The 26,534-nt window shown below is 41.5% G+C and carries 26 protein-coding genes; 14 read left to right on the forward strand and 12 right to left on the reverse strand.

Annotated elements, in window-relative coordinates; all coding sequences use genetic code 11:
• Positions 1–52: 52 nt before the first annotated feature.
• A complete protein-coding gene (locus J0654_RS04865) occupies positions 53–766 on the reverse strand; it encodes an NUDIX hydrolase (protein ID WP_207026529.1) in 714 nt (237 codons plus the stop codon).
• Between the two features lie 83 nt (positions 767–849).
• Here J0654_RS04865 and J0654_RS04870 point away from each other — a divergent pair, with 83 nt between their 5' ends.
• Positions 850–3,264 carry a glycoside hydrolase family 3 C-terminal domain-containing protein gene (locus J0654_RS04870; RefSeq protein ID WP_207026530.1) on the forward strand — a complete coding sequence of 805 codons (2,415 nt, stop codon included), beginning with the start codon at positions 850–852 and terminating at the stop codon, positions 3,262–3,264.
• A gap of 64 nt (positions 3,265–3,328) precedes the next feature.
• Here J0654_RS04870 and J0654_RS04875 read toward each other — a convergent pair whose 3' ends face one another.
• From J0654_RS04875 to J0654_RS04890, 4 genes are all read right to left on the reverse strand, one after another.
• On the reverse strand, positions 3,329–3,952 hold the full coding sequence (locus tag J0654_RS04875) for a class I SAM-dependent methyltransferase (RefSeq protein ID WP_207026531.1): 624 nt from the start codon (positions 3,950–3,952) through the stop codon (positions 3,329–3,331).
• A gap of 70 nt (positions 3,953–4,022) precedes the next feature.
• Complete coding sequence (locus J0654_RS04880) at positions 4,023–4,406, reverse strand: hypothetical protein (RefSeq protein WP_207026532.1); 384 nt, start codon at positions 4,404–4,406, stop codon at positions 4,023–4,025.
• Positions 4,407–4,731: 325 nt separating this feature from the next.
• Positions 4,732–6,381 carry an AMP-binding protein gene (locus J0654_RS04885; RefSeq protein ID WP_207026533.1) on the reverse strand — a complete coding sequence of 550 codons (1,650 nt, stop codon included), beginning with the start codon at positions 6,379–6,381 and terminating at the stop codon, positions 4,732–4,734.
• A gap of 94 nt (positions 6,382–6,475) precedes the next feature.
• Positions 6,476–7,447, reverse strand: coding sequence for a carbon-nitrogen hydrolase family protein (locus J0654_RS04890; RefSeq protein ID WP_207026534.1), 972 nt, complete (start codon positions 7,445–7,447; stop codon positions 6,476–6,478).
• 174 nt (positions 7,448–7,621) lie between these two features.
• Here J0654_RS04890 and J0654_RS04895 point away from each other — a divergent pair, with 174 nt between their 5' ends.
• Complete coding sequence (locus J0654_RS04895) at positions 7,622–8,464, forward strand: 1,4-dihydroxy-2-naphthoyl-CoA synthase (protein WP_207026535.1); 843 nt, start codon at positions 7,622–7,624, stop codon at positions 8,462–8,464.
• Here J0654_RS04895 and J0654_RS04900 read toward each other — a convergent pair.
• Together J0654_RS04900 and J0654_RS04905 are read right to left on the reverse strand one after the other, a co-directional pair.
• The gene (locus tag J0654_RS04900) at positions 8,461–9,621 is read right to left on the reverse strand and encodes an ATP-grasp domain-containing protein (RefSeq protein ID WP_207026536.1); all 1,161 of its coding nucleotides are present in this window, start codon (positions 9,619–9,621) and stop codon (positions 8,461–8,463) included. The two genes, J0654_RS04895 and J0654_RS04900, sit on opposite strands and share 4 nt — an antisense overlap.
• 720 nt (positions 9,622–10,341) lie before the next feature.
• Entirely contained in the window at positions 10,342–11,676 is a 1,335-nt protein-coding gene (locus J0654_RS04905) for a serine hydrolase domain-containing protein (protein WP_207026537.1), read from the reverse strand.
• Between the two features lie 51 nt (positions 11,677–11,727).
• Here J0654_RS04905 and J0654_RS04910 point away from each other — a divergent pair, with 51 nt between their 5' ends.
• The 7 genes from J0654_RS04910 to J0654_RS04940 are packed head-to-tail and all read left to right on the forward strand — an operon-like array spanning position 11,728 to position 17,801.
• Positions 11,728–12,600 (forward strand): pirin family protein, encoded by an 873-nt coding sequence (locus J0654_RS04910; RefSeq protein ID WP_207026538.1) that lies wholly within the window; start codon positions 11,728–11,730, stop codon positions 12,598–12,600.
• A gap of 23 nt (positions 12,601–12,623) precedes the next feature.
• On the forward strand, positions 12,624–14,111 hold the full coding sequence (locus J0654_RS04915; RefSeq protein ID WP_207026539.1) for an FG-GAP-like repeat-containing protein: 1,488 nt from the start codon (positions 12,624–12,626) through the stop codon (positions 14,109–14,111).
• The gene (locus J0654_RS04920) at positions 14,108–14,545 is read left to right on the forward strand and encodes a 3D domain-containing protein (protein WP_237685886.1); all 438 of its coding nucleotides are present in this window, start codon (positions 14,108–14,110) and stop codon (positions 14,543–14,545) included. The genes J0654_RS04915 and J0654_RS04920 overlap by 4 nt, the downstream gene beginning before the upstream one ends.
• On the forward strand, positions 14,542–15,210 hold the full coding sequence (locus tag J0654_RS04925; protein WP_207026540.1) for a peptidoglycan recognition protein family protein: 669 nt from the start codon (positions 14,542–14,544) through the stop codon (positions 15,208–15,210). Before J0654_RS04920 ends, J0654_RS04925 begins: the two co-directional genes overlap by 4 nt.
• Entirely contained in the window at positions 15,207–16,652 is a 1,446-nt protein-coding gene (locus J0654_RS04930; protein WP_207026541.1) for a M14 family zinc carboxypeptidase, read from the forward strand. The genes J0654_RS04925 and J0654_RS04930 overlap by 4 nt, the downstream gene beginning before the upstream one ends.
• 40 nt (positions 16,653–16,692) lie before the next feature.
• Positions 16,693–17,157, forward strand: coding sequence for a hypothetical protein (locus tag J0654_RS04935; RefSeq protein ID WP_207026542.1), 465 nt, complete (start codon positions 16,693–16,695; stop codon positions 17,155–17,157).
• 44 nt (positions 17,158–17,201) lie between these two features.
• Positions 17,202–17,801, forward strand: a complete 600-nt coding sequence (locus J0654_RS04940) for a 3-keto-disaccharide hydrolase (protein ID WP_207026543.1) — start codon at positions 17,202–17,204, stop codon at positions 17,799–17,801.
• Positions 17,802–17,860: 59 nt separating this feature from the next.
• On the opposite strand, the gene J0654_RS04945 is transcribed toward J0654_RS04940, so the two are convergent.
• A complete protein-coding gene (locus J0654_RS04945) occupies positions 17,861–18,808 on the reverse strand; it encodes a 3-keto-disaccharide hydrolase (protein WP_207026544.1) in 948 nt (315 codons plus the stop codon).
• A 72-nt stretch (positions 18,809–18,880) separates the two neighbouring features.
• Complete coding sequence (locus tag J0654_RS04950; protein ID WP_207026545.1) at positions 18,881–19,963, reverse strand: vWA domain-containing protein; 1,083 nt, start codon at positions 19,961–19,963, stop codon at positions 18,881–18,883.
• A 216-nt stretch (positions 19,964–20,179) separates the two neighbouring features.
• On the opposite strand from J0654_RS04950, the gene J0654_RS04955 reads away from it, so the two are divergent.
• Together J0654_RS04955 and J0654_RS04960 are read left to right on the forward strand one after the other, a co-directional pair.
• Positions 20,180–20,431 carry a MoaD/ThiS family protein gene (locus tag J0654_RS04955; protein ID WP_207026546.1) on the forward strand — a complete coding sequence of 84 codons (252 nt, stop codon included), beginning with the start codon at positions 20,180–20,182 and terminating at the stop codon, positions 20,429–20,431.
• A 16-nt stretch (positions 20,432–20,447) separates the two neighbouring features.
• The gene (locus J0654_RS04960) at positions 20,448–21,077 is read left to right on the forward strand and encodes an NTP transferase domain-containing protein (RefSeq protein WP_313783259.1); all 630 of its coding nucleotides are present in this window, start codon (positions 20,448–20,450) and stop codon (positions 21,075–21,077) included.
• Here the strand turns inward: J0654_RS04960 and J0654_RS04965 are convergent.
• Positions 21,074–21,220: a hypothetical protein gene (locus J0654_RS04965; protein ID WP_207026547.1), complete on the reverse strand. Its 147-nt coding sequence runs from the start codon at positions 21,218–21,220 to the stop codon at positions 21,074–21,076. The genes J0654_RS04960 and J0654_RS04965 overlap by 4 nt on opposite strands.
• Positions 21,221–21,277: 57 nt before the next feature.
• Positions 21,278–21,916, reverse strand: coding sequence for a GntR family transcriptional regulator (locus J0654_RS04970; protein ID WP_207026548.1), 639 nt, complete (start codon positions 21,914–21,916; stop codon positions 21,278–21,280).
• 86 nt (positions 21,917–22,002) lie between these two features.
• On the opposite strand from J0654_RS04970, the gene J0654_RS04975 reads away from it, so the two are divergent.
• Positions 22,003–23,589: a trehalase family glycosidase gene (locus tag J0654_RS04975; RefSeq protein ID WP_207026549.1), complete on the forward strand. Its 1,587-nt coding sequence runs from the start codon at positions 22,003–22,005 to the stop codon at positions 23,587–23,589.
• A gap of 6 nt (positions 23,590–23,595) precedes the next feature.
• Here J0654_RS04975 and J0654_RS04980 read toward each other — a convergent pair whose 3' ends face one another.
• Positions 23,596–24,066: a hypothetical protein gene (locus J0654_RS04980; RefSeq protein ID WP_207026550.1), complete on the reverse strand. Its 471-nt coding sequence runs from the start codon at positions 24,064–24,066 to the stop codon at positions 23,596–23,598.
• A gap of 145 nt (positions 24,067–24,211) precedes the next feature.
• Here J0654_RS04980 and J0654_RS04985 point away from each other — a divergent pair, with 145 nt between their 5' ends.
• Together J0654_RS04985 and J0654_RS04990 are read left to right on the forward strand one after the other, a co-directional pair.
• Positions 24,212–25,000: a hypothetical protein gene (locus J0654_RS04985; protein WP_207026551.1), complete on the forward strand. Its 789-nt coding sequence runs from the start codon at positions 24,212–24,214 to the stop codon at positions 24,998–25,000.
• Positions 25,001–25,103: 103 nt separating this feature from the next.
• A complete protein-coding gene (locus J0654_RS04990; protein ID WP_207026552.1) occupies positions 25,104–26,474 on the forward strand; it encodes an aldehyde dehydrogenase in 1,371 nt (456 codons plus the stop codon).
• The last annotated feature ends 60 nt before the right edge of the window (positions 26,475–26,534 follow it).

Below are 26,534 nucleotides of genomic sequence, written 5' to 3' on the forward strand. Positions count from 1 at the left end.
GATAACCAATTTATACTATTTTAACCGCAAAGCCAAGAGGAACTTGCTGATGCTAAGCTTTTTTCACGCGATATTGATAAGGGTTTCGTCCGGGCGACTCTTTTTTAAGTTTAGGCAATCTTTCAAAAATACCCGATGCAATCATTTTCTTTTGAAAACGACTACGATCTAGAGGCTCTCCCAAAATAGCTTCATGTAATTGATGCAGTTGAGGCATCGTAAATTCATTGGGAAGTAGATTATAGGTGAGTTGTTCCTGCTTGATGTCTTCCTTCAATCGTTCCTTGGCCGTTAGAACAATATCCTTGTGGTCCATCCACATGTTAGGGAGGTCATCCATATTGAACCACTGAAACGCAGCATCAATATCCCCTAGCACAGGTTGGGTCTTTTCAAAATCAACCAAGGAGTAATGGGCAAGGGTTACAAAGCGGTCGTTTAACCAGCAACCTTCGGTAAAATGAATATCGTTATTTTCTAGAAACTGTCTCCATTCCTCTGTGAATTTTCGGTCTTCACCACCAAATACGGACAAGAACTTAAAATGTGGATCCTTCAATCCCGTACGTTCCCTTAATATTCTTACAGTGGCATCTTCAACAGATTCTGTCCGAAGAATATACCCTCCAGGCAACAGCCATTTGTCACCAATTTGCAGCAACAAACATTTAATTTGACCTTGATGAAATGCTATAATAACCATATCTACCGAAAGGTTGGGCAGATATAATTTCTCACCGTTTTCTATAAATTCCTTAAAATCCATTTCACAAAAATAATGATTTGTGTCACTTTGCCACAAAAAAAAGATTTATATATTTGTGGCTTATTGTCACAAACTAAACGACTATGAAAAAATTCTTTCGAATTACATTAAAAACATTAGGGGTCATATTGATCATCCTAATTATCGGCGGACTAATCGGATGGTGGTACCTAAGTTCACAATTTTTAAGTTTTGAAGACGATTATGCCGAAAAGAAGGATATCCCTGAATTAACCGTGGATGGTTATACTTTTTTGGACAGAAACGAAAATGGAACTTTGGATGTGTATGAAGATGATAGGACATCCATTGAAGAAAGAGTAGGGGATGTACTCTCCCAGATGACCGTAGAAGAGAAAATCCATTTGCTCAAAGGTTCTGGATTGGCTTCTGCCATGGGAAGAGTAGACCCGGAAGAAGGTATTCCCGGAGTTGTGGGAACCATTGTAGCGACTCCCAGACTAGGAATTCCCGCAATAAATCTCTCCGATGGCCCTGCAGGACTTCGCATTGAACCGACACGTGAAGGAGTGGACCGAACATTTTATGCAACAGCTTTTCCCATTGCCACTTTATTGGCATCTACTTGGAATACCGAACTAGTGGAAAATGTGGGAGATGCCATGGGCAATGAAGCTCTTGAATATGGCATAGATGTGATATTAGGCCCTGGTGCCAATATTCATCGCCATCCTTTTTGTGGACGTAACTTTGAATATTATTCCGAGGATCCTTTACTAACGGGTAAAATTGGGGCCGCAATGGTCAATGGTATCGAATCCAATGGAATAGGTACATCGGTAAAACACTTTGTTGCCAATAACCAAGAAACCAACAGGAATTTTAACGATACTCGAGTTTCTGATCGTGCCATGCGCGAAATATACCTGAAAGGATTTGAAATTATTGTGGAGGATGCACAACCCTGGACGATTATGTCTTCTTATAACAAGGTAAATGGCACCTACACTGCCGAGAGCCGTGATTTACTCACCGATATTCTTAGAGACGATTGGGGTTTTGAAGGTTTGGTTATGTCCGATTGGTTCGGCGGAAATGATGCTGTGGCCATGGTAAATGCAGGGAACGATCTATTGGAGCCAGGCACCAAAAAACAATGGAAAGCTTTAACAGCAGGGTATGAGGATGGCACCTTGAATATGGATGCAGTGGATACCTCGGTAAAAAGAATTTTGACCTTGATCTTTAAAAGCAAAAAGATGACAGATTATACCTATGGAGAAAATCCTGATCTGGAAGCACATGCCGACATCACCAGAAAGTCAGCATCCGAAGGAATGGTATTGTTGAAAAATGATGGGGCACTACCGTTGGATAAAGGCAAAAATATAGCACTCATTGGAGTATACTCCTACGATTTTATTGCTGGAGGAACAGGTTCCGGGGATGTAAACGAAGCGTACACCGTTTCTTTGGAAGAAGGGTTGACCAATACCGGTTTTACTGTGAATCAAAAGGCAAAAGAAGCTTACCAAAAACATAAAAACTCCAACCCAGAGGCCTTTGTTAAGCCAGAAGGGATGGCGGCGATGTTCAATCCTTACCTTCCACCAGAAATGTCTTATGACGAAGCAATGATGAAGGATATTGTGACAGAAAGTGATCTGGCCATCATCACTATTGGAAGAAACAGTGGAGAAGGCGGTGATAGAGTGGTAGCTGACGACTTTTTACTTTCGAACAAAGAAAAGGATATGCTGAGTGCCACATGCAAAGCATTCCACGAGGCCAACAAAAAAGTTATCGTAGTTTTAAACATTGGCGGGGTCATTGAAACTGCTTCGTGGAAAGACCAACCCGATGCCATTGTTTTGGCCTGGCAAGGAGGTCAAGAAGGTGGTAATGCCGTAGCGGATATTTTAAGCGGAAATGTGAACCCAAGTGGAAAATTGACCATGACGTTTCCGATCAATGTCGATGATCATGCGAGCAACGCCAACTTTCCGCAGAACGGCTTGCCCATGCAAATGACCGATATGCTATTTGGAAAAGATGAAGTGCCAGAAGGTGAAATGGTGAGAAATGTGGATTATACCGAATACGAAGAAGGTATTTATGTAGGCTATCGCCACTTTGATAAAGATGGTTTGGATGTTTCCTATCCCTTTGGTTTTGGTATGACCTATACCAATTTTGAGTATGGTGAAATGGACTTGGTCCATGAAAATGATTCCATCAAAGTGGCTATTCCTATCACCAATACTGGCGATATTGCCGGTAAGGAAGTGGTGCAGTTCTATGTTTCCAAAGATTCCGCCCAGATAGATAGACCTATAAAGGAGTTAAAAGCATTTGCCAAAACAGGTTTACTGTCAGCAGGTGCTACCGATACCTTAAGAGTAAACATTCCTGTAAAGGATCTTAAATATTGGAACGAAAGCAGCTCAAAATGGAGTTTGGAGCCCGGAAAATATATAGTTGAAGCAGGGGCTTCTTCAAGAGATATTCAATCAACAAAAGAGGTGGACTTGGAATAATCCCCAGCTTCCACTATTAAAGAAAGGAACCCTGGCTACATGAAGTTTAGCCAGGGTTCCTTTTTTATTTTTTCTTCCCTAAAAATCGGATGACAGCCCCCTTACCCACATGACCATTGCCTTCATTGAGCTCAACGATTGTTTTTTTAAGATCCAATATTTCGTAATCCTTAAAATCGGTTTTCAACTCTTCCAAGGAGAAAAGGGAATCCAAATTTCCAGGTCCACCTACGCTTGGGTTTTTCTTTTTGTATTCCAAATGATCTTTGCTAAAACCTTCAAATATGATGATACCGCCTTTTTTTAGGTACGTATGAAGCAATTTATGATACCCGGCACGAATATTCGGAGGAAAATGGGCATAGATCAAAGCTATGGCATCAAACTGCTCAGGTTGATAGGCCAAACTGCCAAGTTCTCCAATTTTGTAGTCTATGGAAACCCCTTTTTTCTTTGCTAGTTTCAGGGCTTTTTGTTGTCCTGCCTCGCTGATATCAAAAGCGGAAACATCCCAACCTAACTGTGCGGCATAAACGGCATTTCTTCCCTCTCCCTCAGCACCAAACAGAATGGAGCCTGGCTCAATGCCTTTAAGCTTTTCTTTTAAATACTTATTAGGTTTGGTACCATAAAAATAGGTAGTCTGTCCAAACTTGGTATTCCACATCTTAAGCCATTCACTATCCATTGCGCAAATTTAATTAGGTATTAAAATTACACCTATTCACAGAGCTTTCGAAAAAAATATAGTGTGGAGCTTAATAAATACCTGTCTTTTCATTGCTCATTATATGGCCGGAACTTGTATAAAGCTTGAGTGTATCTCCTTCGGCGGATATTAAAGTTATTCGAGTCTCTGAGCTATATTTCAAACCTCCACTGGACATTATGCTAAATCCAACAGGGACATAATAGGGGAATATACCTCTTGAATATTCGTGGGAAGCTTTATACGCTTTCGGTAATTTTATTTTATAAAGATGGCATTGAGGGTAATCCAGATACGTTTTTTCAACAATGGTCCCCAATAGCATGGATTTATTGTCTTTTAATTGCGTTAATCTAAAATTATTGTTTTGGTCTATCTCAAAGGAGTATTCATTAGCATATAGTGGATATTCCCTGTTAATAGGGTATTTCATTGTTTTGTTTGGGACAGGTTTCGTAACGTTATCAAGGTCTGAGGTTATAAGAATCCTACTTTCGGACTGCTTAACAGAAATATAGGATAGTTCGATGGGATCTATGCTATGCTTAAAATAATGATCAGGGTTTATTTTCCGAGTGATCATTAAATACCCTAAAACCCCCAAGCAGATTAAAAAACAAAACAGAATCCACATTTTTTTATTTCGCGACATATCGTCAAGATATCTCGAAATCCAATATGTGCCCTGCTATAATTGATGAATACCCGTGTTGATCTTATCAATGGGGTCGTTTTGAAGAATTAATGGCGCAACCTAATCATTGGTCACTTTCGTAAACCACCCGTTCTTTTCTGGAAAACCAATCCAAATACATGGGCTGATGGATAGCTTCTATCCGGTTTCGCCTAATTTTCATGGAGGGAGTCATCAAACCATTGTCCACGGTCCAATTTTCTTTCATAACGACCGCTTTTTCAATTTTCTCATGCTTTTTTAACTGAGGGTTCAAAGCATTAATGGATGCCAGAATTGATGAGTTTAAAAGTTCTTTGCCTTTGGCCCACCCAGCCTCTGACGGAATAATTAAAACAATGGGCTGTGAAATCCCAGTGCCCACCAAGCAAATATGCTCTAAATCGGTGTTTTTTGATAACTCCAACTCAATAGGAGATGGGGTTACATATTTACCCTTATCGGTTTTAAATTGATCCTTGATTCGCCCAACAATGGACAAAAATCCATCATGGTCAAATTCACCAAGATCACCCGTTTTTAAAAATCCATCTTCGGTGAACATAGCAGCCGTTTGATCAGGGGATTTATAATATCCCACCATCAGTGTGTCACTTTTTATAAGAATTTCGCCTTCGGGCGACAGCTTGGAAGTAACCCCTGGCAACGGCTTGCCCACAGTGCCAAATTTATTGGTTGTTGGAAGATTGAAATGAGAAAGGATACAATCCTCCGTCATACCATAGCATTGTTGAATCTCAACGCCAAGTTTCTTGTACCAATTTTGAAGACTTACTGCCAATGGTGCAGCTCCAGAACCACAGAAAGAGGCTTTGGAAAGTCCCAACTTATGCACGATTTTTTTCTTGATAATGTTATTGATGACTGGAATGGATAGGAATATGTTCAATCTTTTTTGAGGGATTTTACTCAACACGCCTTCTTTGAATTTTTGCCAAATTCTCGGAACAGCAAAAAATGTATCCGGTTGCACGGATGCCAAATCTTCGGGGAATGTTTCCAAAGACTCCGGAAAACTAGCTGTACTTCCGGTGTACAAACAAACCATTTCTATTCCAATACGTTCCGCAATATGCGACAAAGGCAAATAGGAGAACATTTTTGATTGGTTTTTAATGTTCAGTACCTCGACCCCTGTATTGGTGACCTGGTTGAACGACTTTACCTTATGCATCACTCCTTTTGGGTTTCCAGTGGTACCTGAAGTGTACATAATGGTGATAAGGTCCTCCGGATTTTGTTCAAAAGGTTCAAAATCAGTAGGTGTTTTTACAATATCCTCCCATGTATGTTCCTCTTGGATTTCGTAGAGCCCTACCCCAATTTTTGGAATATGGGGAATCCCTGGTTTTTGGGAACCATAATCATCCAGTTTCCCCACTATAATGGCCTTACTTTCACTATGCACCAAAATTTCGTGAATACTATCGCCGTCCAGGGTGGGATATAAAGGGACGGAAATAAACCCTCCCAGCATAATGGCCAAATCGGCCATAAACCAATGTGCACAGTTTTTGGATAAAAGTGCTACATGATCGCCTCGCTTCAATCCCATACGATGCAAAGCACCGGCAATTTTCAAAGCCTCTTCAAAGGCATCCTGACGTGAGTACTCAATAAACTTTCGGTTAATGGGCTGTCTTAAAAAAATATGATTCGGGTCTTTTTGCAACCAGTGCAAAAATGCCTCTAGAGGGGTTTTGAAAGTTTCCATAATAGTCTGGCGGTTGGTACTTAAAGGTACTTTATTTTCTGTTAATACCATTTTAAGTATGTTCAGAGAACGATGACTTATCTTTAGTGTTCACTCAAAAATCATCAAAATCCACAATCGCTTGTCTCTCCCTGTTCACAGACAATTTTGTAATGTCCGGTCTGGAATAATGTCCAACAGGATCAAAATTTTGCCGCTCTTCCAAAACCCTGTCAAAATCAATGGTTTGTATTATTAGACCTTCCTTGTCCACCACTGGTTCAAGAATCCATTCACCTGAAGGAGCTGCAATGCAAGAACCTCCATTCCCCATAACTTCGGGGGCATTTTCGATGATCCTTTCAAAACCTGGAATATCCGAGGTAATGTCCGATTTACGCATTAGACCGGATACCGAAATAACAAATGAACGCGATTCTCTGGCAATAAACCTTGTAATATCTCGCGTATTATAATCAGAACCGGGCCAAACAGCGATATGTAAATTTTCCCCCAATCCATATAAGGCCGTTCTCGAAAGAGGCATCCAGTTTTCCCAGCAGTTTAGTCCACCGACAGTAAATTTTTTAAGATTATGGGTCTGTAGACCATTGCCATCGCCGGGGGACCACACCAATCGTTCCTCATAGGTGGGTTGTAGTTTTCTGTGGACCGATTTTATGCTGCCATTGGCATCAATATATACCAAAGAACAATATAGACTATGTCCGCCGCGGTTTCTCGGTCTTTCTATGATTCCCAAATACACGGCGATTTTATACTCTTTTGCCAACGAACAAAGTTCATCCAGATCTCCATTTTCTATTTGAACCGAATTGTTGGCATAATGTGCAAACAGTTTTTTCTGATATGATGAATCAAACTCACAGCCATTGGTAATGGAAACCCAAAACGGATAACCTGGCAACAAGGCTTCACCAAAAACAATGAGTTCGCAGTCACTTTTTCCGGCTTCAATTATGGAGGATTTAATTTTTTCGATGGTTTTGCCCTTATTGAGCCAAACTGGCGCTATCTGCGCCAACGCAACTTTAAGTTCATTGCCTTTTGCCACTGGTTCATTCATGTTCAATAAAAAATTTAAACCAACATCAGGGTATCCTTATTTTATTTGCTCAGATCGGATGTTGTATTGGATTAAAGATAACATTTTTGATGTCTTAAAAATTTAAACCCCTTTTTCTACAATGGTCATAACCTAGATTTTCCGTTATTTTGTGACACAATAAAATATACAGTTATGGAGTCACCCGACTGGCAAACCGCCATGGAATTTGAGGATATTACCTATAAAAAATGTAACGGCGTTGCACGTATCGCTTTCAACCGACCCGATGTTCGAAACGCGTTTCGCCCCAAAACCACTAGTGAGCTTTACAAAGCATTTTATGATGCCCAAGAAGACACTTCGATAGGAGTAGTATTGCTATCCGGCGAGGGACCATCTTCCAAAGATGGAAAGTGGGCATTTTGTAGTGGTGGAGACCAAAAAGCACGTGGGCACAAAGGTTATGTTGGAGATGATGGTTACCACAGGTTGAATATTTTAGAGGTACAGCGATTGATCCGTTTTATGCCAAAAGTTGTTATTGCGGTAGTTCCTGGTTGGGCCGTGGGAGGCGGACATAGCCTGCATGTAGTGTGCGATATGACCCTCGCCAGTAAAGAACATGCCATTTTTAAGCAAACCGACGCCGATGTGACCAGTTTTGATGGTGGTTACGGCTCAGCTTATTTAGCCAAAATGGTGGGGCAGAAAAAAGCGCGTGAAATTTTCTTTTTAGGAAGAAACTATTCTGCACAGGAAGCCTACGAAATGGGAATGGTGAATGCCGTTATACCGCATAATGAATTGGAGGATACCGCTTACCAATGGGCTCAGGAAATTCTGGCCAAGTCCCCAACATCCATAAAGATGTTAAAATTTGCCATGAACCTTACCGACGACGGTATGGTAGGACAGCAAGTGTTTGCAGGTGAGGCTACACGTTTAGCTTACATGACCGAGGAGGCCAAAGAAGGAAGGAATGCGTTTCTGGAAAAACGAAAACCAGATTTTGGCAAGGATAAATGGATACCTTAAGCCTGTCGATTGAAGACCCTCTTCGATAGGGAAACAATAATATTTTTTAAAGTCCATGAGTAATGATAAACCGTCATGATAGGATCGTTTATCAAATAAGAAAAAGGGGTATTGTTCCATAAATACTTCCACCGAAACAACAACAAAGGTTCTTTTTTTAATCGGTACGGTAGCCTTTTGAGGTTCCAGTATTCAATTTCCTTATAATCGGGCAATTGGAATTTATCATCAAGAACTATCCGACAATACAACCAGGGGAAATTGATCCCTGCCATACAGGATGCCAAGAGGGTTAACCAATATCGTGGATTTACTTCCAACACATAATATTGACCGGTCAGGTTGTCATAACGCATATCTACATTGGCAACCCCGTTCCAACGTAGTGATTTCATAAGATCTCTTACTATTTTGATTACCTTTTCGTTATGTACGATGTCCAATCCAACTTGTGGAGTATATGCTTTTTTCAAAAACATGTTCCCCACCTGAATGGTATAGGCCATAACCTCCCCATCCATACAAATTACATTGCAACCCAAATCATGCCCTTCAATGAACTCTTGTATTAGATAGTCCTTACCTGAATCATGCTTTGATAGAAAATCATCCAGTTCCTCCTCATTTTTTATTTTCAAAATACCCAATCCTCCTCCACTGGTAATTGCCGGTTTTGCCAATACGGGATAGTGTTTTTGCAAAATTTTTGATCCATCGGGACAGTTTTTTATCGGCACCCAATAAGCTGGCGGTGTAATACCAATATCGGACAGGTGAAGTGCCAAAAGGCGCTTATTACGAATGGTGTCCAGCTGTTTTAGCGTATCGGGGATAAGTGTTTTGTTTTTAACATGTAATTTATGTCTATTTAAAATCAGTTCTTCCAATGTGTCCTCGGAAATGGGCATGACAACATCAATTTGATAACGCTCAATACACTCATTGACCTTATTTACCCAACTTTTTGTATTGATGGGACAGTGTATGTACTTCCATACAAAACGCGAATATCGCATGCTCGAAGTAGGCTTATCAGATATAACAACAAGTTTTGTGTTTTTAACTCTGGACAAGCATTGGAGTACGGCCATCAAATGATAGTTTTCTCCATCCAAAAGCAGTATGGTAGTGAGCCTCTCAGGTGGTTTTGATTGCATACCTGTGGATTGTAGAGTTGTAGCAGGGAAAGTTACTAAAAAAGAAAAGAGCCTTGCCACTTGGGTCAAGACTCTTTTACGAGAACACTATATGAAAATGAAAAAATTACTTTCTGAATTAATTACAATGTAAATGTACCTCGTAACTCCGCTTTGATGAAATTATTGTTGTGAAGTGCCATTTACTTGTTGTCATCTGAACATTTTCTGTAATCCTGTGCTTCATTTTTGACATGGTAAGGGGTCATTCGGAAAGAGTAAACTACGGAAGAATATAGATTTTTCGACTGTAATCGAAATCTAAATAAAAAAAGAATGCACATTCTCTTGGCTCTTGAATCAATTAGAGCAATTCGTGGAAATCGTGTACATGAACACTCCTGTTTGAATCAATTCAAGGTTATACTAAAGGAGAATAGCGACTGTAGCATATGAATCAATTTGAAGGTTGAGATTCTTCGCTTTGCTCAGAATGACATCTATTTTACCACATCGAGCGCAGTCGAGATGGCACATAACAACTTAAGGGTGGCCCAAAATTGAAAAGAGCCCTGCCACTTGGGTCAAGACTCTTTTACGAGAACACTATATGAAAATGAAAAAATTACTTTCGTTTTTATTACATGGTAAAACTACCCATAGTGTTCCCGTAAACGAAATTATTGTTGTGAAGTGGCCGTATCCTGTGGTTTTTTGGACGTTTTAGTATATCTCATCGATTTAAGGTACCGCTTTTACGATGTTTGACAGTACGCCGTTTATATCAAAATATGGTTCCTCGGCCAAACCTGTCCGCACAACGACCAAGTCTTTGGAAGGAATCATAAAAACATGCTGACCCTCAAAACCATTGCAGGAAAACATATCCTTGGGCACATCGGGATATTTGCCTTCGGCATTGAGCCAAAAATGAGCTCCATAGGTGCCGTCGGAATTAGCAGTGGGCTCGCTTATATAATCAACCCAAGTGGAATCGAACAGTTGCTCTCCATTCCAGTTACCCCTATCCAAATGTAATTGTCCAAATCGTGCCCAATCCCTAGTGCTGGCCCATGCGTAGGAAGATCCTACATAATTTCCTGCGATGTCTGCCTCCAAAACCATGGAATACATCCCAATTTTATCGATCAAAGCGGAGTAAGGGAAATCCAAATACTCTTGGTGACTCCGAAACTGTTGCCTTAGAATTCCGGATAGTAGATTGGTTGTTCCAGAAGAATAGTTCCAAACTTCTGTAGGTTCTGCAATTGCTTTTTTATTACGCTGGGCCTGGGTCATGTCGCTGTCCAAGAACAACATTCGGGTAACATCGGATATCCCTGTGTAATCTTCATCCCAGGCCAAACCACTTTGCATACGAAGTAAGTGGTTCAAGGTTATATTCTTTCGCTCATCATCTTTCCATTCTGGAATAGGAGCCGGCCAATCCATTTCCAATTTTCCCTGGTGTTCCAAAATCCCATAACAAGTGGCCAAAACACTTTTTGTCATGGACCAACCTAAAATAGGGGTGTCCTTATCAAAACCATTAATATATTTTTCAGCGATTAAGTGGCCCTTGTAAAGAATTAGTAGCGTTCTTGTTTTTTGTGTTTCAGGCTCCGCAAATGCCATGGCAATCGCCTTATTGATTTGGTCCATATTTACTTCCGGAAGAACACTGTCAATAGGGGCAGCTTGTCCATAAGGATACGGAATAGTATCTGCTAGTTGGGTTCTTTGTGGACGAATGGTCAATTTTTCTGGGTCGTAATCGTCATTGATCAAAACCGCTCCAAGCCCATCCCTATAAACCGCTGTACGTTCCATAAGACCGTAAACCGTTGATGATGCGGATTCTTCACTTTCATTCACCTCGGTCGAAGCTATTTCAATAAGGGGAGCACTATTATCATATTGGTTCATGCTAGCTGCTGAACGCTGGGCCACAAATACCCCGGAGGCCATATTTTTGGCCGCATAACCAGAGATAATATTCAATTTGGGATAATTAAAATAGATGGCTGCTCCGATTACGATAATAAGGAGCAGTAAAACACGCTTAAGTAGTTTCATGGTTATAGGATGTATTTGTAACTTTCTGCGTCTAAATATAAACATTTATACATGTCCAACATCGGATTGATTATTGAAGAACGGAGTAGGGATATCGGCGATTTTTTAGTGGGGAGACTTATTCCTTTCCGAAAAAAGCGGATGATCGGTCCGTTTATTTTTATAGACCACATGGGACCCACAAAATTGGGACCCACAAAGTATATGGATGTAGACCAGCATCCGCACCTGGGTCTATCCACTTTGACTTTTATGTTGGAAGGGGAATTGATCCATGAGGACAGTCTTGGTACCCATCAACGTATTAAACCCGGTTCTGTAAACTGGATGACGGCAGGGAAGGGGGTGACCCATACGGAAAGAACACCTGAGGATTTACGCAATGGCAATTCATTTATCGCCCATGGTTATCAAATTTGGGTGGCGCTACCAAAAGAATTGGAAGATATGGAGCCACAATTCCACCATATTGATGAAAAGGATATACCGAAATGGACCGACGGCAATACCGAATTTAAATTGGTGGCCGGAGAAGGTTATGGCAAAAAATCGCCCGTCCCCGTTCACTCCAATCTTTTTATGGTAGAGGTCAAAAACAAAGATGCCTACACCCTCAATGTAAATGGAGATTTAAAAGGAGAAATAGGTATTTGCATTGTAGAGGGAAGTATAGAGGCCTGCGGTGAAACGGTGGAGGAAGGAAACATTTTGGTATCCAAAGTGGAGGACACCTGTAACATCAAGCTTAAACCCAACACCCATTTAATGTTGTTTGGTGGAGAGCCTTTTCCTGAAGAACGCTATATTTATTGGAATTTTGTTTCTTCCAGTAAAGAAAAGCTGGAACGGGCCAAAAAGTCATGGAGGGATAAAACTTTTCCGATGATGCAGAATGATGGCACCTATGTTCCATTGCCAAACTAAAATCTTAACACCAAAACCAACTAATGCCAGACCAATTAAGAGTATCTTATTCGATTACCATGCTTGCGCTCCTTGTTTTAATGGGGTCCTGCAAAAAAGAAAAACCAAAACAAGAAGAAGCACAACTTTACAACAAATACTGCGCAAGTTGCCATTTAGCCCCAAAAATTGAAGAATTGACCAAAGAAGTTTGGAAAAAATCCGTACTACCGGCCATGGTAGCTCGCATGGATGTTGAAGGAATGTATCAGGACCCGAATGAAGTCAAGCCTGGTTTTAGACCACAAATCACTTTAAAAGAGTGGGCGCAACTGGAAAATTATATCATATCCAATGCTCCGGAAAAGTTGGAAACAATACAAGTTCCCAAGGCGGACACCCTGCAATCTTTCACGGTCAGACCATATGCCTTGGATAGTCAGAACGGAGCCCTTATCACCTATGTGGAGTTCATGAACGGAGAGAATCCCTTATTCTTTGGAGACCTTACAGGAAATTTGAGCTCTTTTGATTTTTCAGAAGAAACCACAGAGCAACTTTATCAAGGAAAAACCCCAGTCACCTGGTATAGCAAAAAAGACTCGGTTGAAATTATCAGTGAAGTGGGGATTTTGGGACCATCCGAATTGGAAAAAGGAAAACTGACCCGTAAAATTGGAAAAGACACCATATCCTTACAAAACAGCTTTCACAGGCCAGTGCATACCCTTCTGGAAGACTTAAATGGCGATGGCAAAAACGAAATTGTGGTCAGTGAATTCGGAAATGAGGCCGGGAGATTATCCCTTTTGATTCAAAACGAATCGGGACAATATGACAAAAAAGTATTATTGAACCTACCTGGAGCAATAAGAACGGTAGCTCGAGATATGGACGGTGATGGAAAAACGGATATTGTGGCCTTAATGACCCAAAGCAATGAAAGCATCACTATTTTTTATCAAACCGACGATTTGGAGTTCCAAGCCAAAAAAGTATTGGAATTTAGCCCAGTTTATGGGACCAGTTGGTTCGAGCTCGTCGATTATAATGGTGATGGCCTCGAGGATATTATCACTGTACAGGGGGACAATGCCGATATTTCCTATGTGAACAAACCCTACCACGGAATGAGAATACATCTCAATAATGGGGATGGCACATATTCCGAATCGTACTTTTATCCGTTATATGGAGCTACAAGAGTGGTATCCAGGGATTATGACCAAGATGGTGACCTAGACTTTGCATTGATCAGTACCTTCCCTAATTATTTGGAGTTTCCCGAGCTCACTTTTGTTTACTTGGAAAACAAGGACTCCGAAAATTATGTCTTTTCCACTAAGATTCTGGAAGACCCCACTTTAGCTCGTTGGTTTTTAATGGACGCCGCTGATATTGACAATGATGGGGATGAAGACATCGTTTTAAGTTCCCTTACACTGGGCTTTACACCGGTTCCCGAGGTTTTATCGGAACGATGGAAAGAAAGCAATGTCGATATTGTGGTTTTGGAAAATTTATTGCATTGAAAAAATGGATCGCCACAGCATTTATAATATTCATTGCTTGTTCACCAAAAGAGCAAGCACCGGCAGAGCCTATTTCAAAATATAAGTGGTACGGTCACCAAGTTACGGCATCGGCCTACAATTCCGTTTATTGGCAAACTGATAGTATTAGCCCAACAGTAGCGGCCTGGGGAGATACATTAAAACCTGGAATGAAAAGTATTGCTGTCTCAAGAGACCTTGTAGAATTGGGGCTGACCCATAACACCATGGTCAAAATAGATACTTTTCCCGATACGTTTTATGTAAAGGACAAAATGCATTATCGGTGGAAAAACCGAATCGATATTTATATGGGCAAAGACGTAAAAAAAGCAAGGGAATGGGGTAAAAAACAAGTAATGATATGTTACGCGGTTCCTATGGATATTGACACAAATAATACCACTAAATGAAAAAAGCTGGCATTGCTATAACATTTTTGATTGTTTTTGGGGCATGCTCCACGCATAGGGAAATCGTGGATATTCCCATTATTTTTGATGAGCAACGGATTGAATTGACCAAGGAATACTTGTTGAACAGGTACGAACTTGATCAGGATACTCCCGAGATAGTCCCCAAAATGGTAGTCCTACATTGGACCGCCATACCTTCCCTAAAAAAATCGTTTGAAGCCTTTAATAGATCTACATTGCCCAATTGGCGGCCCGATTTGGAGAATGTGAGCGGCTTGAATGTTTCCTCGCACTTCCTTGTTGATCAAGACGGCACCATTTACCGGTTAATGCCCGAAACCACCATGGCAAGACATACCATTGGCTTGAACCATTGTGCCATTGGCATCGAAAATGTTGGCGGTACCGATGGAATGCCCTTGACCAGGCAACAGCTCAAATCCAATATTTTTTTGGTGGACTATTTGGCATCAAAATATGACATTGACTATGTGATCGGTCATCAAGAATACACCTTGTTCGAAGGGCACCCCCTTTGGCTGGAAGTGGACGATGGGTATCGAACCGAAAAAACAGACCCAGGAATGGATTTTGTTGAAAAAGTAAGGAATGCCACTAAAAAATTTAATTTTAAACCTGTACCAAGAAAAAAACACGAATGAAAAAGCAGCTTTTACCTTTATTGATAGTACTGTTCGGATTTTCCCTGCAAGCACAGGACAAACTCACATCCCAACTCTACGAGACGTACGAGAACTACAAAGAATCAAGCATTGGGGAACGAAGAATAAAACATGCCGACATTCAACCTTTGATTCAAAAATTTAAGGCCAATCCCAAGTTTGAGGTTCAAAAAGTTGGAGCCTCCATTGAAGGCAGGGATTTACACTTGATCAGTATAGGTTCGGGGGACAGCAATATTTTTTTATGGTCGCAAATGCACGGAAATGAACCTACTGCCACCCAAGCGATTTTTGACATTCTTAATTTTTTGGATGCCCCTGAGTTCAAAGAAGAGAAGGAAGCGATACTTTCCAAACTGAAGCTTCACTTTTTACCTATGCTCAACCCTGATGGGGCGGAAGTGTTCACTCGAAGAAACGCCCTGGGAGTCGATATTAACAGAGATGCCCTTCGGTTACAGTCTCCAGAAGGACAGACCCTAAAACGACTTCGAGACAGTCTGGATGCCGATTTCGGTTTTAACCTTCATGATCAGAGCAAATACTACAATGCCGAACGTACCGAAAAACCCGCCACCATATCGTATTTGGCCACGGCTTACAATTACGAAAAGGACATCAACGAAGTACGTGCCAATGCCATGAAAGTGATTGTGTACATGAACAAGATCATACAAAACTATGCCCCAGGTCAAGTAGGCCGCTATAGTGACGATTTTGAGCCTAGGGCCTTTGGTGATAATATTGCCAAGTGGGGCACAAGCTTGATCTTGATTGAATCTGGAGGGTACCCAAGGGATCCGGAAAAGCAGGAGATCCGTAAACTCAATTATGTATCCATTCTTTCCGCCCTATACACCATGGCCAACGAGTCTTACAAGGATATTCCTATAGAGGATTATGAAAAAATTCCACGTAACAATCGAATGTTGTTCGATCTTAAAATTGAAAATGTGAGCTACGAGCTTTTAGGGGATGATTATATTCTTGACCTGGGGATTTTTAACAATGAAGTGGATTTGGAAAACCACAACGAATTTTATTTCAGAAGCACAGTTGCCGATCAAGGTGACCTGTCCACTTACTACGCCTACAAAACTTTTGATGCCGAAGGCTACACCGTAGTTCCACCAAAAGTCTCGAAAGTGGATCGGATTGAAGATCCCATGCGTTTATTAAAAGATGGTGTTGCCTATGTTAAAATAGAAAGGCCGGAAAAGAGTGCCTTTGTGCATTTTCCATTGATGTTGGTGGACGAAAAATTCGAAATAACGGACTTTAGGCTTCAGCCCGGCATCAACCCGACCTTCTTTTTAAAGAAAGATGGAAAACTGACACACGCCGTGGTCAATGGTTTTCTGATAGACCTATCTAAACCTTTGGATGCACAGCATACCGGTAATGGTTTGATTCTAGATTAATGTTTATGGGTTTAATTATATCCCAAAACTTCATTCCTATATGAAAACAAGAGCGATTTTATTAAGTCTTTTGACTGTGATACTGTTCTATGGTTGTGGCCAAGATCGATCAAAACTTCTGATCAATAACTTTGTTGATGAATTGGTTGTTTCTGGTAAAATTGAAAACATTGAAGAATTTCTAGGTCTAGGTGAAGAAGTTAAGTCCAAGCCTAACTATCTTGCGTTTTTAGAAAAGTACTTTATATATATGAGGAAGGAATTGGTGGATGATTGCAACATGGATTACGAAGTGTTAAGCTTTGACGAAGTTGAAAATTCCAACTTGAGTACTTTTCATCAATACGAAAAAAATTATTCGAAATTTAAACAAGTATATTTTATCATCTGTAGTGGAGAAATAGTATTGCCCATTATTATCGAAAACAATAGGATTATCTCTTTTCAAAGTAATATTCTTAAAAAATCGGGAGGGGATTATTCCCCCTTTCTGCTGAACAAATAATATAAAAACTTAATTATAAACTAAACAACCTTATTTTAAATCAAATGAAAAAACAAATTTTGGTAGGACTTTGCCTGTTGGTGGCACAATTGACTTTCGCCCAAGAACCCATTGCCCTTTTTAACGGGGAGAACCTGGATGGTTGGATCAATCACGGAGAAGAAAAATGGTTTGTGGAGGATGGCGAACTCATCTGCGAAAGTGGCCCAAAAGCTGAGTATGGCTATTTATCCACGGAAAAATTCTATAAGGATTTTGAATTGACCTTGGAATTTAAGCAAGAGGCCGACGGTAATAGTGGTGTTTTTATCCGATCCACGTTTGAAGGCACCAAAGTAAGTGGCTGGCAGGTTGAAGTGGCTCCTCCTGGAAAAGATACGGGTGGTATTTATGAATCCTACGGTCGTGGTTGGTTGATAAAACCTGACCCCGAAAAAGACAAAGCCCTAAAAATGGGGGAGTGGAACACCATGAAAATCCGTGTGAAAGGCCCTGAGGTCACTTCTTGGCTCAATGGTGTGGAAATGGTTCATCTAAAAGATGAAAAAATTGGGGAAGGCGAAGGTGCCATTGCCCTCCAGATACATGATGGTGGCGGTATACGAGTAAAGTGGAGAAACATTCAGCTCGTTCCTTTGGATTAACAACAAAAGAAAAGCCCGATTTTCAAATCGGGCTTTTTTTATCTCTAAACCAATAGCTGTTAATTTTTCAAAGGAGTTACTTCAAAGCTTTTGTACTCAATAGGGCCGTGGTCTCCCTGAATCATGAACGGACCTGGTTCCCCCTCTTTACTGTCCAAAGCGCCTCCTGTGATTCCAGGGATAGTGGCATCGGAAATTACGGTTTTCCCGTTCAGCGTTACGGTAACCCTTCGTCCAATTAAAGTGATATCGTAGGTCTGCCATTCACCCGCTGGCTTGGAAGCATTTTCATTCGGTTCCAAAAAGCCGTATACACCACCTAGATAAATATCGGAAGGTTCGTACCCTTCGCTATCCACAATCTGAACCTCATAACGTCCACGCAAGTAAATACCACTGTTACTTCCTTCGGGGTAGCGGAATTCCACGTGTAGTTTAAAATCTTGGAATTTTTCATCGGTAATCAAGTTGGAACCGGATTCGGGACTGGTCAAAATACCATCTTTTACCATCCATTGGTTCTTTTCCCCATCTACATGCCATCCCGAAAGATCTTTACCGTTGAAGACATCAATGGTCTTTCCCCACTTCGGGTTTTCCGTGTACTCCAATTCAGGTGCTTTTACACCGGTCCAATGAATAATGGAACCATCGGTATAAATCATGGTTCCCTTTAATGTATCACCGTCCAGCTCACCGTGGAAAATCATATCGCTACCCTTTGGTTCCCATTGGTTGGGAATACTAAAAGTGAATTTGTTCTCACCAAAGGTTTTTACTTCGGCAACGGGCCTTGCGCTACCAAAAGCAAAAACAAAACGGCCTACGAGTGTAGCAGTTCCCGAATGTCTAATTTCCAACCAAGAAGGGGATGTCTTCCCCATAAAATCCATTTCCAGGTCCCATCGGCCCTCTAAAGGACTGATATGCTGGGCGTATATATGGCTTGTAAAACCTAAAAGTAAGGCGCAAATAAAAGTGTAAACTGTTTTTCTTTGGGTATTCATACGTATGTTTAGTTAAATTGAAGAACAAGATACGTATAATCCAAAAATTAACTGATTCCAGAAGCGCTTGATCTATTCGCAACCTCCGGTGAAGCCATTGGCGCTGAACTTGGTCTGTACGGCTCCTTGGAGTCCATTGTGTGCAAGCTGGATCACCAAGTTGCTTTCACCGCTACCATCACGTTTTGGGGTACAATATTCGAACAGGTAATAGCTACCTGCCTGTTCCTCGACCCGCTGTGAGATATCGTTGAAGGTATTTTCCAATTCCTCGGAATTACTGGCAAATACACTGGCGGTCTTTCCAATTTGTGTCAACACTTCGGTATCGATTTCGGCACCTAATCCAATGGTGAAGAAGGAGATGTTTCTATCTGCCTCCTCAACGGCCTGTAGGGCGTCGGACTCCCTGTAGCGAGATGCTTGGTCCGTTCCATCGGTGAACAATACCACGGAAGCCGCATTGATGACTTCGGCATTCTCGGCCAACAAATCGGCTGCGATGTTTGTCGATTTTATCACAGCACCATATAGATCCGTTGATGGATCGTTGCTGATGTCGGCAGTTATTCCGTCCACGGACGCGGTTAATTCGGCAGCCGACGATGTCAACGGGTTCAATAAATGAAGTTCGTCCTCACCATCGAACCAATAAATGGCCATTCTATAAGATTCGGAGCCTGGTGATGGCATTACATTATTGATAAAGCTCGTGGTGGCCGCTTTTAACTCATCCAAACTGCCCTCCAATACACTATTGCTCAAATCCAGTACCAATAGGGTGTTGTTGTTGAACACCTGTGAGTTTGGGGAAATTCGCGCAAAGGATTCCGAAGAGGATATGGAATTGAAGCAGTCATCGTTTCTTCCTTGTTCATAAATGGAAAATTGGTCTGCGGATAAGCCCGAAATGGGGTTGCCCATTAAATCTGACACCCGAAACAGTATGGAAACCTTACCAGGCAAGGTTGTAAATTCATCCTGAATGGACAATAGCAATTCATTCTCTCCAAATCCAAGGCAATCATCAGGTTCTTCACCAAGGCCAAGTTCCCTGTCGTTTATATCAAAACTGACATCGTCATCCGAGTTTCCGCAGGAAAACAAAATAAGGCTAAATGATAATAGGATTGTAAATTGAAGTATGTGTTTCATTTTCATATTAAAGTTAGGGTCCACCATGCACAACGCTGAATAAGGCGGAAAAGTATGCATAATCCAAAGAATTAAACTAAAGAAAAGTTAAAAGAAATTTGCACTTGTTAAAATGATAGGGTTCCCATCAATTTTTAATATTTTCACCCTCAACAAAACCTACCGACCTATCTAACCAAAAATCAAAATAAACAATAACACTAATAGGTTGATACTATGACAATACTTTTGTTTGGAGCTACCAAAGATATTATCGGAACCCCAACGCTTTCTGTTCCTACAGCTAGCCTAAGCGGCAAAAAAATTCCAAATACGGTAGGAGAGCTTAAAAAGTTTCTTGAACATACGTACCCGGAACTCAAATCCATCTCCAAGGTAACCGTTGCCGTGAACCAAAATTACGCTTCGGATAATGATCAAATAAACTCTTACGACGAAATTGCCCTCATTCCTCCGCCTCGGGTGTGATATGTAAACCAACATTGTGAAGCTAAAATCCACATCATCACGTGAAAATGTATCCAAATTATTTGGGTTGGTGTTGTCGGGTGGCGCCAGTACCCGGATGGGGAGGGACAAAGGCCTGTTGGATTACCATGGTATCCCACAACGTGAGTACGTGTACAACCTCCTTGACCAAGTATGCGATAAAGTATTCTTAAGCATTAGAAACGAACAGTTGGAAACCGTGCCCGAAGGGTTCAAGACCATCGTGGACCAAAACAGGTACAAGGGGCCTTTCAATGGTATCTTAAGTGCTTTTGATGCGTATCCCGATGTGGGCTGGCTCGTGCTGGCCTGTGATCTTCCTTTGATGAATTTGAAAGCTTTGCAACACCTGGTAGCGGAAAGACAACCCAATACATCAGCAACCGCCTTCGCAAGCCCCGAAACCGGGGAACCGGAACCGTTGGCCTGTATTTGGGAACCCAAAGGATTGGAAAAGGCCAAAGCCTTTTTGCAAAACTCTGATCAAAAAAGCCCAAAAAAATTTTTGATGAATACTGATAGCACCTTGGTGCATGCAAAAGATGACCAAGTACTTTTCAATGCCAATTCGGTGTCGGATCATGACATTGTAAAGAAGAAATTGTTGGAGCGGGAGGGAAGCTAGATTTTAGTGGCCCTACTTTTATGACCGTCCAGATCCAAAGTCTCTAAATCTTGAAAAGTTCCGCAAGAAATCTGTCTTTTTACAAGCGATTTGGATTTCTTTCGCTTGGTGCGTGTTTCTATTTCTTTGTTCAGGTAATTCATTGTGAACTATTTTTCCTAAAACGAAATTAGCGTTATTTTATTTTGACAATCAGAAGATTAACCATTTTTAACTTGAATTTGTGCTTCGATATGCTCCAAAATGGACATCCAATGCATTCGCAGGATCAGGGCCGCTGTAGGTACATTATCTTGTTGGATCGCCTCTACAACCGAACGGGTCTGTGAATTCAGTTTTTTGAAGAATTCAAAATCTTCGATAAAATCGTGTTCGTAAAAATGGAGTCGCAGTTTAAGGTCCTTCAAAATTTGCAACAGCACTTTATTGGTGCAATGTTGAACCAAGTGATTATGGAAATTGAATCGGGCCCTAAGTCCTTCCGCAATAGTTGTGGTAGCCTCCATTTCAGAATGCAGTTTGGCCAAAACTTCCATTTCTTCTGGCTTGAACTCGGATTGCTCCAATGCCATTACTTCCAACTGGGCCACAATTTCGATAAGGTTCTTGACTTCGGTCTTGGAAAGCTTTGCTACCACAAAACCCCGATTGGGAACGGCTTGCAACACCTGCGCATGCTCCAATTGGCTCAAGGCTTCGCGAATAGGGGTGACGCTAATCCCCGTAGCTCTGGAAAGCGCTGCCAAATTAATGGTCTTGCCCACCTGTAATTCACCATTTTGTATCTGAAACAACAGATGTTCCTTGATGCTATCCCTTAAAACATGTCTTTTGCCCATAGCACTAAAATAGAAATCGTATACGATTAAACGGAATCCTATTGGGCTTATTATTATATATTTAAGCCTATAAAATTCTAAAAATCATGAAAAAACTGTTGTTGGGTCTATTGGTACCATTGTTTATTGTGGCATGTAAACAATCCGAAACCACCACAAAAGAACCTATCGGTCTCTACGAAACAGAACTGTTCAAGGCTGTGCAGCTATCGGGTGTTTTTGAGGATTCCAAAACCTTTGTGGACCTAGTTCCCAAAAAGGATATAGCAACACTTGAGGAAGAGTACCTTAATACTAAAGATAATCAGGGATTTAGACTAGATATTTTTGTACTCAAAAATTTTGAGGACAAATCCCTCGAAGGGCTTCAGTTTAAGCTGGATACCACCAAAAACATGTACGAACATATCTCTAATATGTGGGATATTTTAAAGCGAAGCCCGGATAGTGTCATTGCCAATTCATCCCGTATTGCCCTTCCGTACAACTATATTGTTCCCGGAGGACGTTTTCAGGAAATCTATTATTGGGACAGTTATTTTACCTTGGAAGGGCTTATGGTAGATGGTGAAGAGGAAGTTGCCCAAGGAATGGTGGACAATTTTGCGTTTTTGATAGATTCCTTGGGATTCATACCCAATGGCACTCGAGATTATTACAAAACACGTTCGCAACCGCCTTATTTTTCCTTGATGGTGGATGCCATTGCCCGTGACAATGAAGCATTACTGCTCGAATACCTTCCGCAAATGACCAAAGAGTACAACTATTGGATGGACGGTGCCAAAGTAGGGGATAGCCTAAATCCAACAAAACGGGTGGTGAACCTTGGGGATGGTCACACCTTGAACCGATATTGGGATGCTGGCAATACGCCCCGTCCCGAATCGTACAAAGAAGATTATCTGCTTGCTGAACATTTGGAGTCAGATTCGTTAAAACAACAGCTTTATAAAAATTTACGTTCTGCCGCCGCATCGGGTTGGGATTTTAGCAGCAGATGGTTTGGTGAAGCAGGGGGACTTGCCTCCACGGAAACCATTTCCATATTGCCCGTAGACCTTAATTGTCTGCTTTATTTTATGGAAAAAACAATAGCCAAGGGCCATGGCTTAAAAGGTGACGAAGCATCCCAACAACGCTATTTGGCTTTGGCCGAGACCAGAAAGGCTTTGATTCAAGCGTATTTTTGGAACGTGACCGAAGGGTTTTATTTCGATTACAATGTTGAGGACAATTCCATGACCCCTCAACTTACCTTGGCAGGTGTTACCCCTTTATTTTTTGAAATTGCCACTCCAGAGCAAGCAGCAAAAGTCAAAGATGTGATCATGAACACCTTTTTAAAAGAAGGTGGGTTGGTCACCACATTGGAGCACAGTGGGCAACAATGGGACGCACCGAACGGTTGGGCACCTTTGCAATGGTTGGCCGTGAACGGATTGCTGAACTATGGTTATGTGGACGAGGCCAAGGAAATTATGACACGATGGTTGACACTCAACGAAAAGGTTTACGCCAACACAGGTAAAATGATGGAGAAATACAACGTAGAGGATTTGTCCCTACTATCCGGAGGAGGGGAGTACCCGACACAGGATGGTTTTGGTTGGACCAACGGTGTGGCCTTGGGATTTAAAAAAATATTGGAGGATTTGAATCGCCCAAACTAAAACAAGCTACCTACGTTCGTAAACATACGTAGCGATTCCCGGCAGTTCACTGGCCACCACTTTGATCATGGTATTATTGCTCAATTGCAATGTTCCCAACAAGGAACTGCCCTGGAAAACAATCTCCATTCCATCGCTGGCCCAAGCGCCAGTGGCACGCGACGCACCGGAACACTGCACAGCATATTGGTTGTTGGTTATTGGGGTAAGATTAAAATTTGATAGTTCAAATTGATACGTGGTGTCATCTCGTAAAATAATAGATCCAGAGATGCAATCCTCTTCATCCAATAAGTTTTTTGATGAGCTTCCATCTCCGTTAACATCCACCGCTGAACTCACGTTTACCGCAACCAAATCCCATGTTCCCACAAGCGCTGCACTGGAAAAACCACCGTTGCCGCCATCGTCATCGCTACAGGAAACAATAATCAGAAACATGGAGAGGTAAACAAAAAACGACTTGATCTTTTTCATGAAATCCCTTTTTAGGTTTTGATGAAAATACTACAATTTCAAGAATATTATTTGAATTGCCCCCGCATTTCATCGATCAGGAATAGTTTAAAGCACTAAAATTCTCGGAAACTCGTTACTGCATCATAAATAATAAACCAATAAAATGAAAAAACTTACCCAAAAAATCTTATCGATTGCTTTCATTGGTGCCACGCTAATTGGTTTTCAATCCTGTAGCGAAGATGCCATACCAGGAGAAGGCGAAGAACTTACCCAAGCGGAATTAAAAACTATTTTGACCACCGATGAAATCGCAGGAACTGCGGATACTGCTCTGGCAGAGCTTTTTGTTGGAAGTTCGGCCAAAGTGTCCACAGCCAAAGAAGGGGATTGTTATATGGCCGAGTATACCGAAACCGGATTTGTGGCAACCTTTAACAATTGCGTGCTCAACGGAACGGACAATGTAAACGGAACCGTTACCGTAACCTATGAAGCAGGGCAGGAGGCTTCCTCTTTTACAGCGACCTATCAGGATTTTTATGTGGGCACTGTTAAAATCAACGGAACAAGAAGTTACGAAATCACCGCAAGTGGAGACCAAACATCCGTTTCCTTTACGGTGGTGAGCGATATGTCCGTAGAAATGGAAGACGGCAGTATTATTTCCGAAAATGGTACCAAAACATTTAGCATCACCTTTGGTGATTCGTTGGAAACCACCATTTTCAGTCTTTCCGGTAATTGGACCGTAGAGGCCGATGGAAACACGTATTCCGTAACCACCTTGGAAGACCTTCAAGGAAACGCTTCCTGTGAATTTATAACCACCGGTTCCATGAGTGTATCCAAAAATGGATTGGCCGTTACCGTTGATTTCGGGAGCGGAGAGTGCGACAATGTGGCCACCATCATTTATCCGAACGGAGCTACCGAAGAGATTACGTTGTAATTTCCTGCAAAATATATGTGAAAGAGCGCCAGTAACCCTGGTGCTTTTTTATTTTGATAGCATTCCTGTTTAGTTTGGTTATATTTAAAGAAACAATCAGTTTATGGTGAAGGAATTGGTGGCTGCCCAAAACGACTTTTTTGCCACACAGAAAACCAAGGATGTCGGCTTTAGAAAACAGTATCTCAAAAAACTACAGCAAGAGATTGTAGCACAAGAAGATGCCATTTGCGATGCACTGTATGCCGATTTTAAAAAACCAAAGTTCGAGAGCCTGGCCACCGAGACCCAATTGGCACTGGCCGAACTAAAGCACGCCATAAAAAACATGGATACCTGGAGCAGACCTGAGCGGGTTTCGGCCTCTTGGTCCAATTTTCCCGCTAAAGAATGGATACAGCCCGAACCTTATGGAAAGGTGCTCATTATTTCCCCTTGGAACTATCCGTTCATGTTGGCCATTTCCCCTTTGATCGGTGCATTGGTGGCAGGGAACACGGCCATCATAAAACCATCGGAGTTCAGTACGCACACCTCCAAGATGCTTGCGCAGATCATTAAAAAAGTGTTTCCGCCCGAATACGTTACGGTGGTCGAAGGTGGAGTAGAGGTCGCTACGCAATTACTGGCCGAAAAATGGGAGTACATTTTTTTTACGGGAAGTACCAAAGTGGGCAAGATCGTCTATAAAAGCGCTGCCGAGCATTTAACTCCCGTTACCCTGGAGCTGAGCGGCAAAAATCCCTGTATTGTGGACGAAACGGCTTCCATAAAACTGGCCGCCAAACGAATTGCATGGGGAAAATTGATCAATGCAGGGCAAACCTGTATTGCGCCAGACTATATATTGGTGCACAAAAGCGTAAAAGATGAGCTGGTGAACCATATCCAACAGCATATCACGGAGTTTTATGGTCAAAACATAGAAGCATCCAGCGATTTTGCCCGAATAGCGACCCATAAACACTATGAGGAACTTAAAGCAATGCTTGAAGGACAGCAGGTGTTGTTTGGAGGGGATTTTAAGGACGAAGACCAATATATAGCGCCCACTTTAGTGGATGAGCCCGAACTGGACAGTACCATTATGGAAGGCGAGATATTCGGTCCCATATTACCGATCATCAGTTATGAGGATGAAAGTGAACTGGATACCTATATTTCCAAATACCCGAATTCGCTGGCGTTTTATGTGTTTTCGGGCAATAAAAAGTTTCAAAAACGGTTGATGGACCATTATTCCTTTGGTGGCGGAACCATAAACGATACCGTGGTACACATCAGCAATAAGGATTTACCGTTTGGCGGCGTGGGCCGGTCAGGAATTGGCGGTTACCACGGAAAATATACGTTTGATCTATTTTCCCATCACAAAGCAATTTCCAAAAGAGGCACTTGGTTGGATGTACCATTGCGATATCCGCCATATACCATTCCCATAGGTTTGATAAAGCGAATAAAGCATTTATTTTGATTGGTTTTGCACCTTTGGGTAGTGGAGTTTGACATTTTCTATTTTACATAACATAAATTA

Source organism: Flagellimonas profundi (assembly GCF_017313275.1).
Taxonomy (GTDB): Bacteria; Bacteroidota; Bacteroidia; order Flavobacteriales; family Flavobacteriaceae; genus Flagellimonas; species Flagellimonas profundi.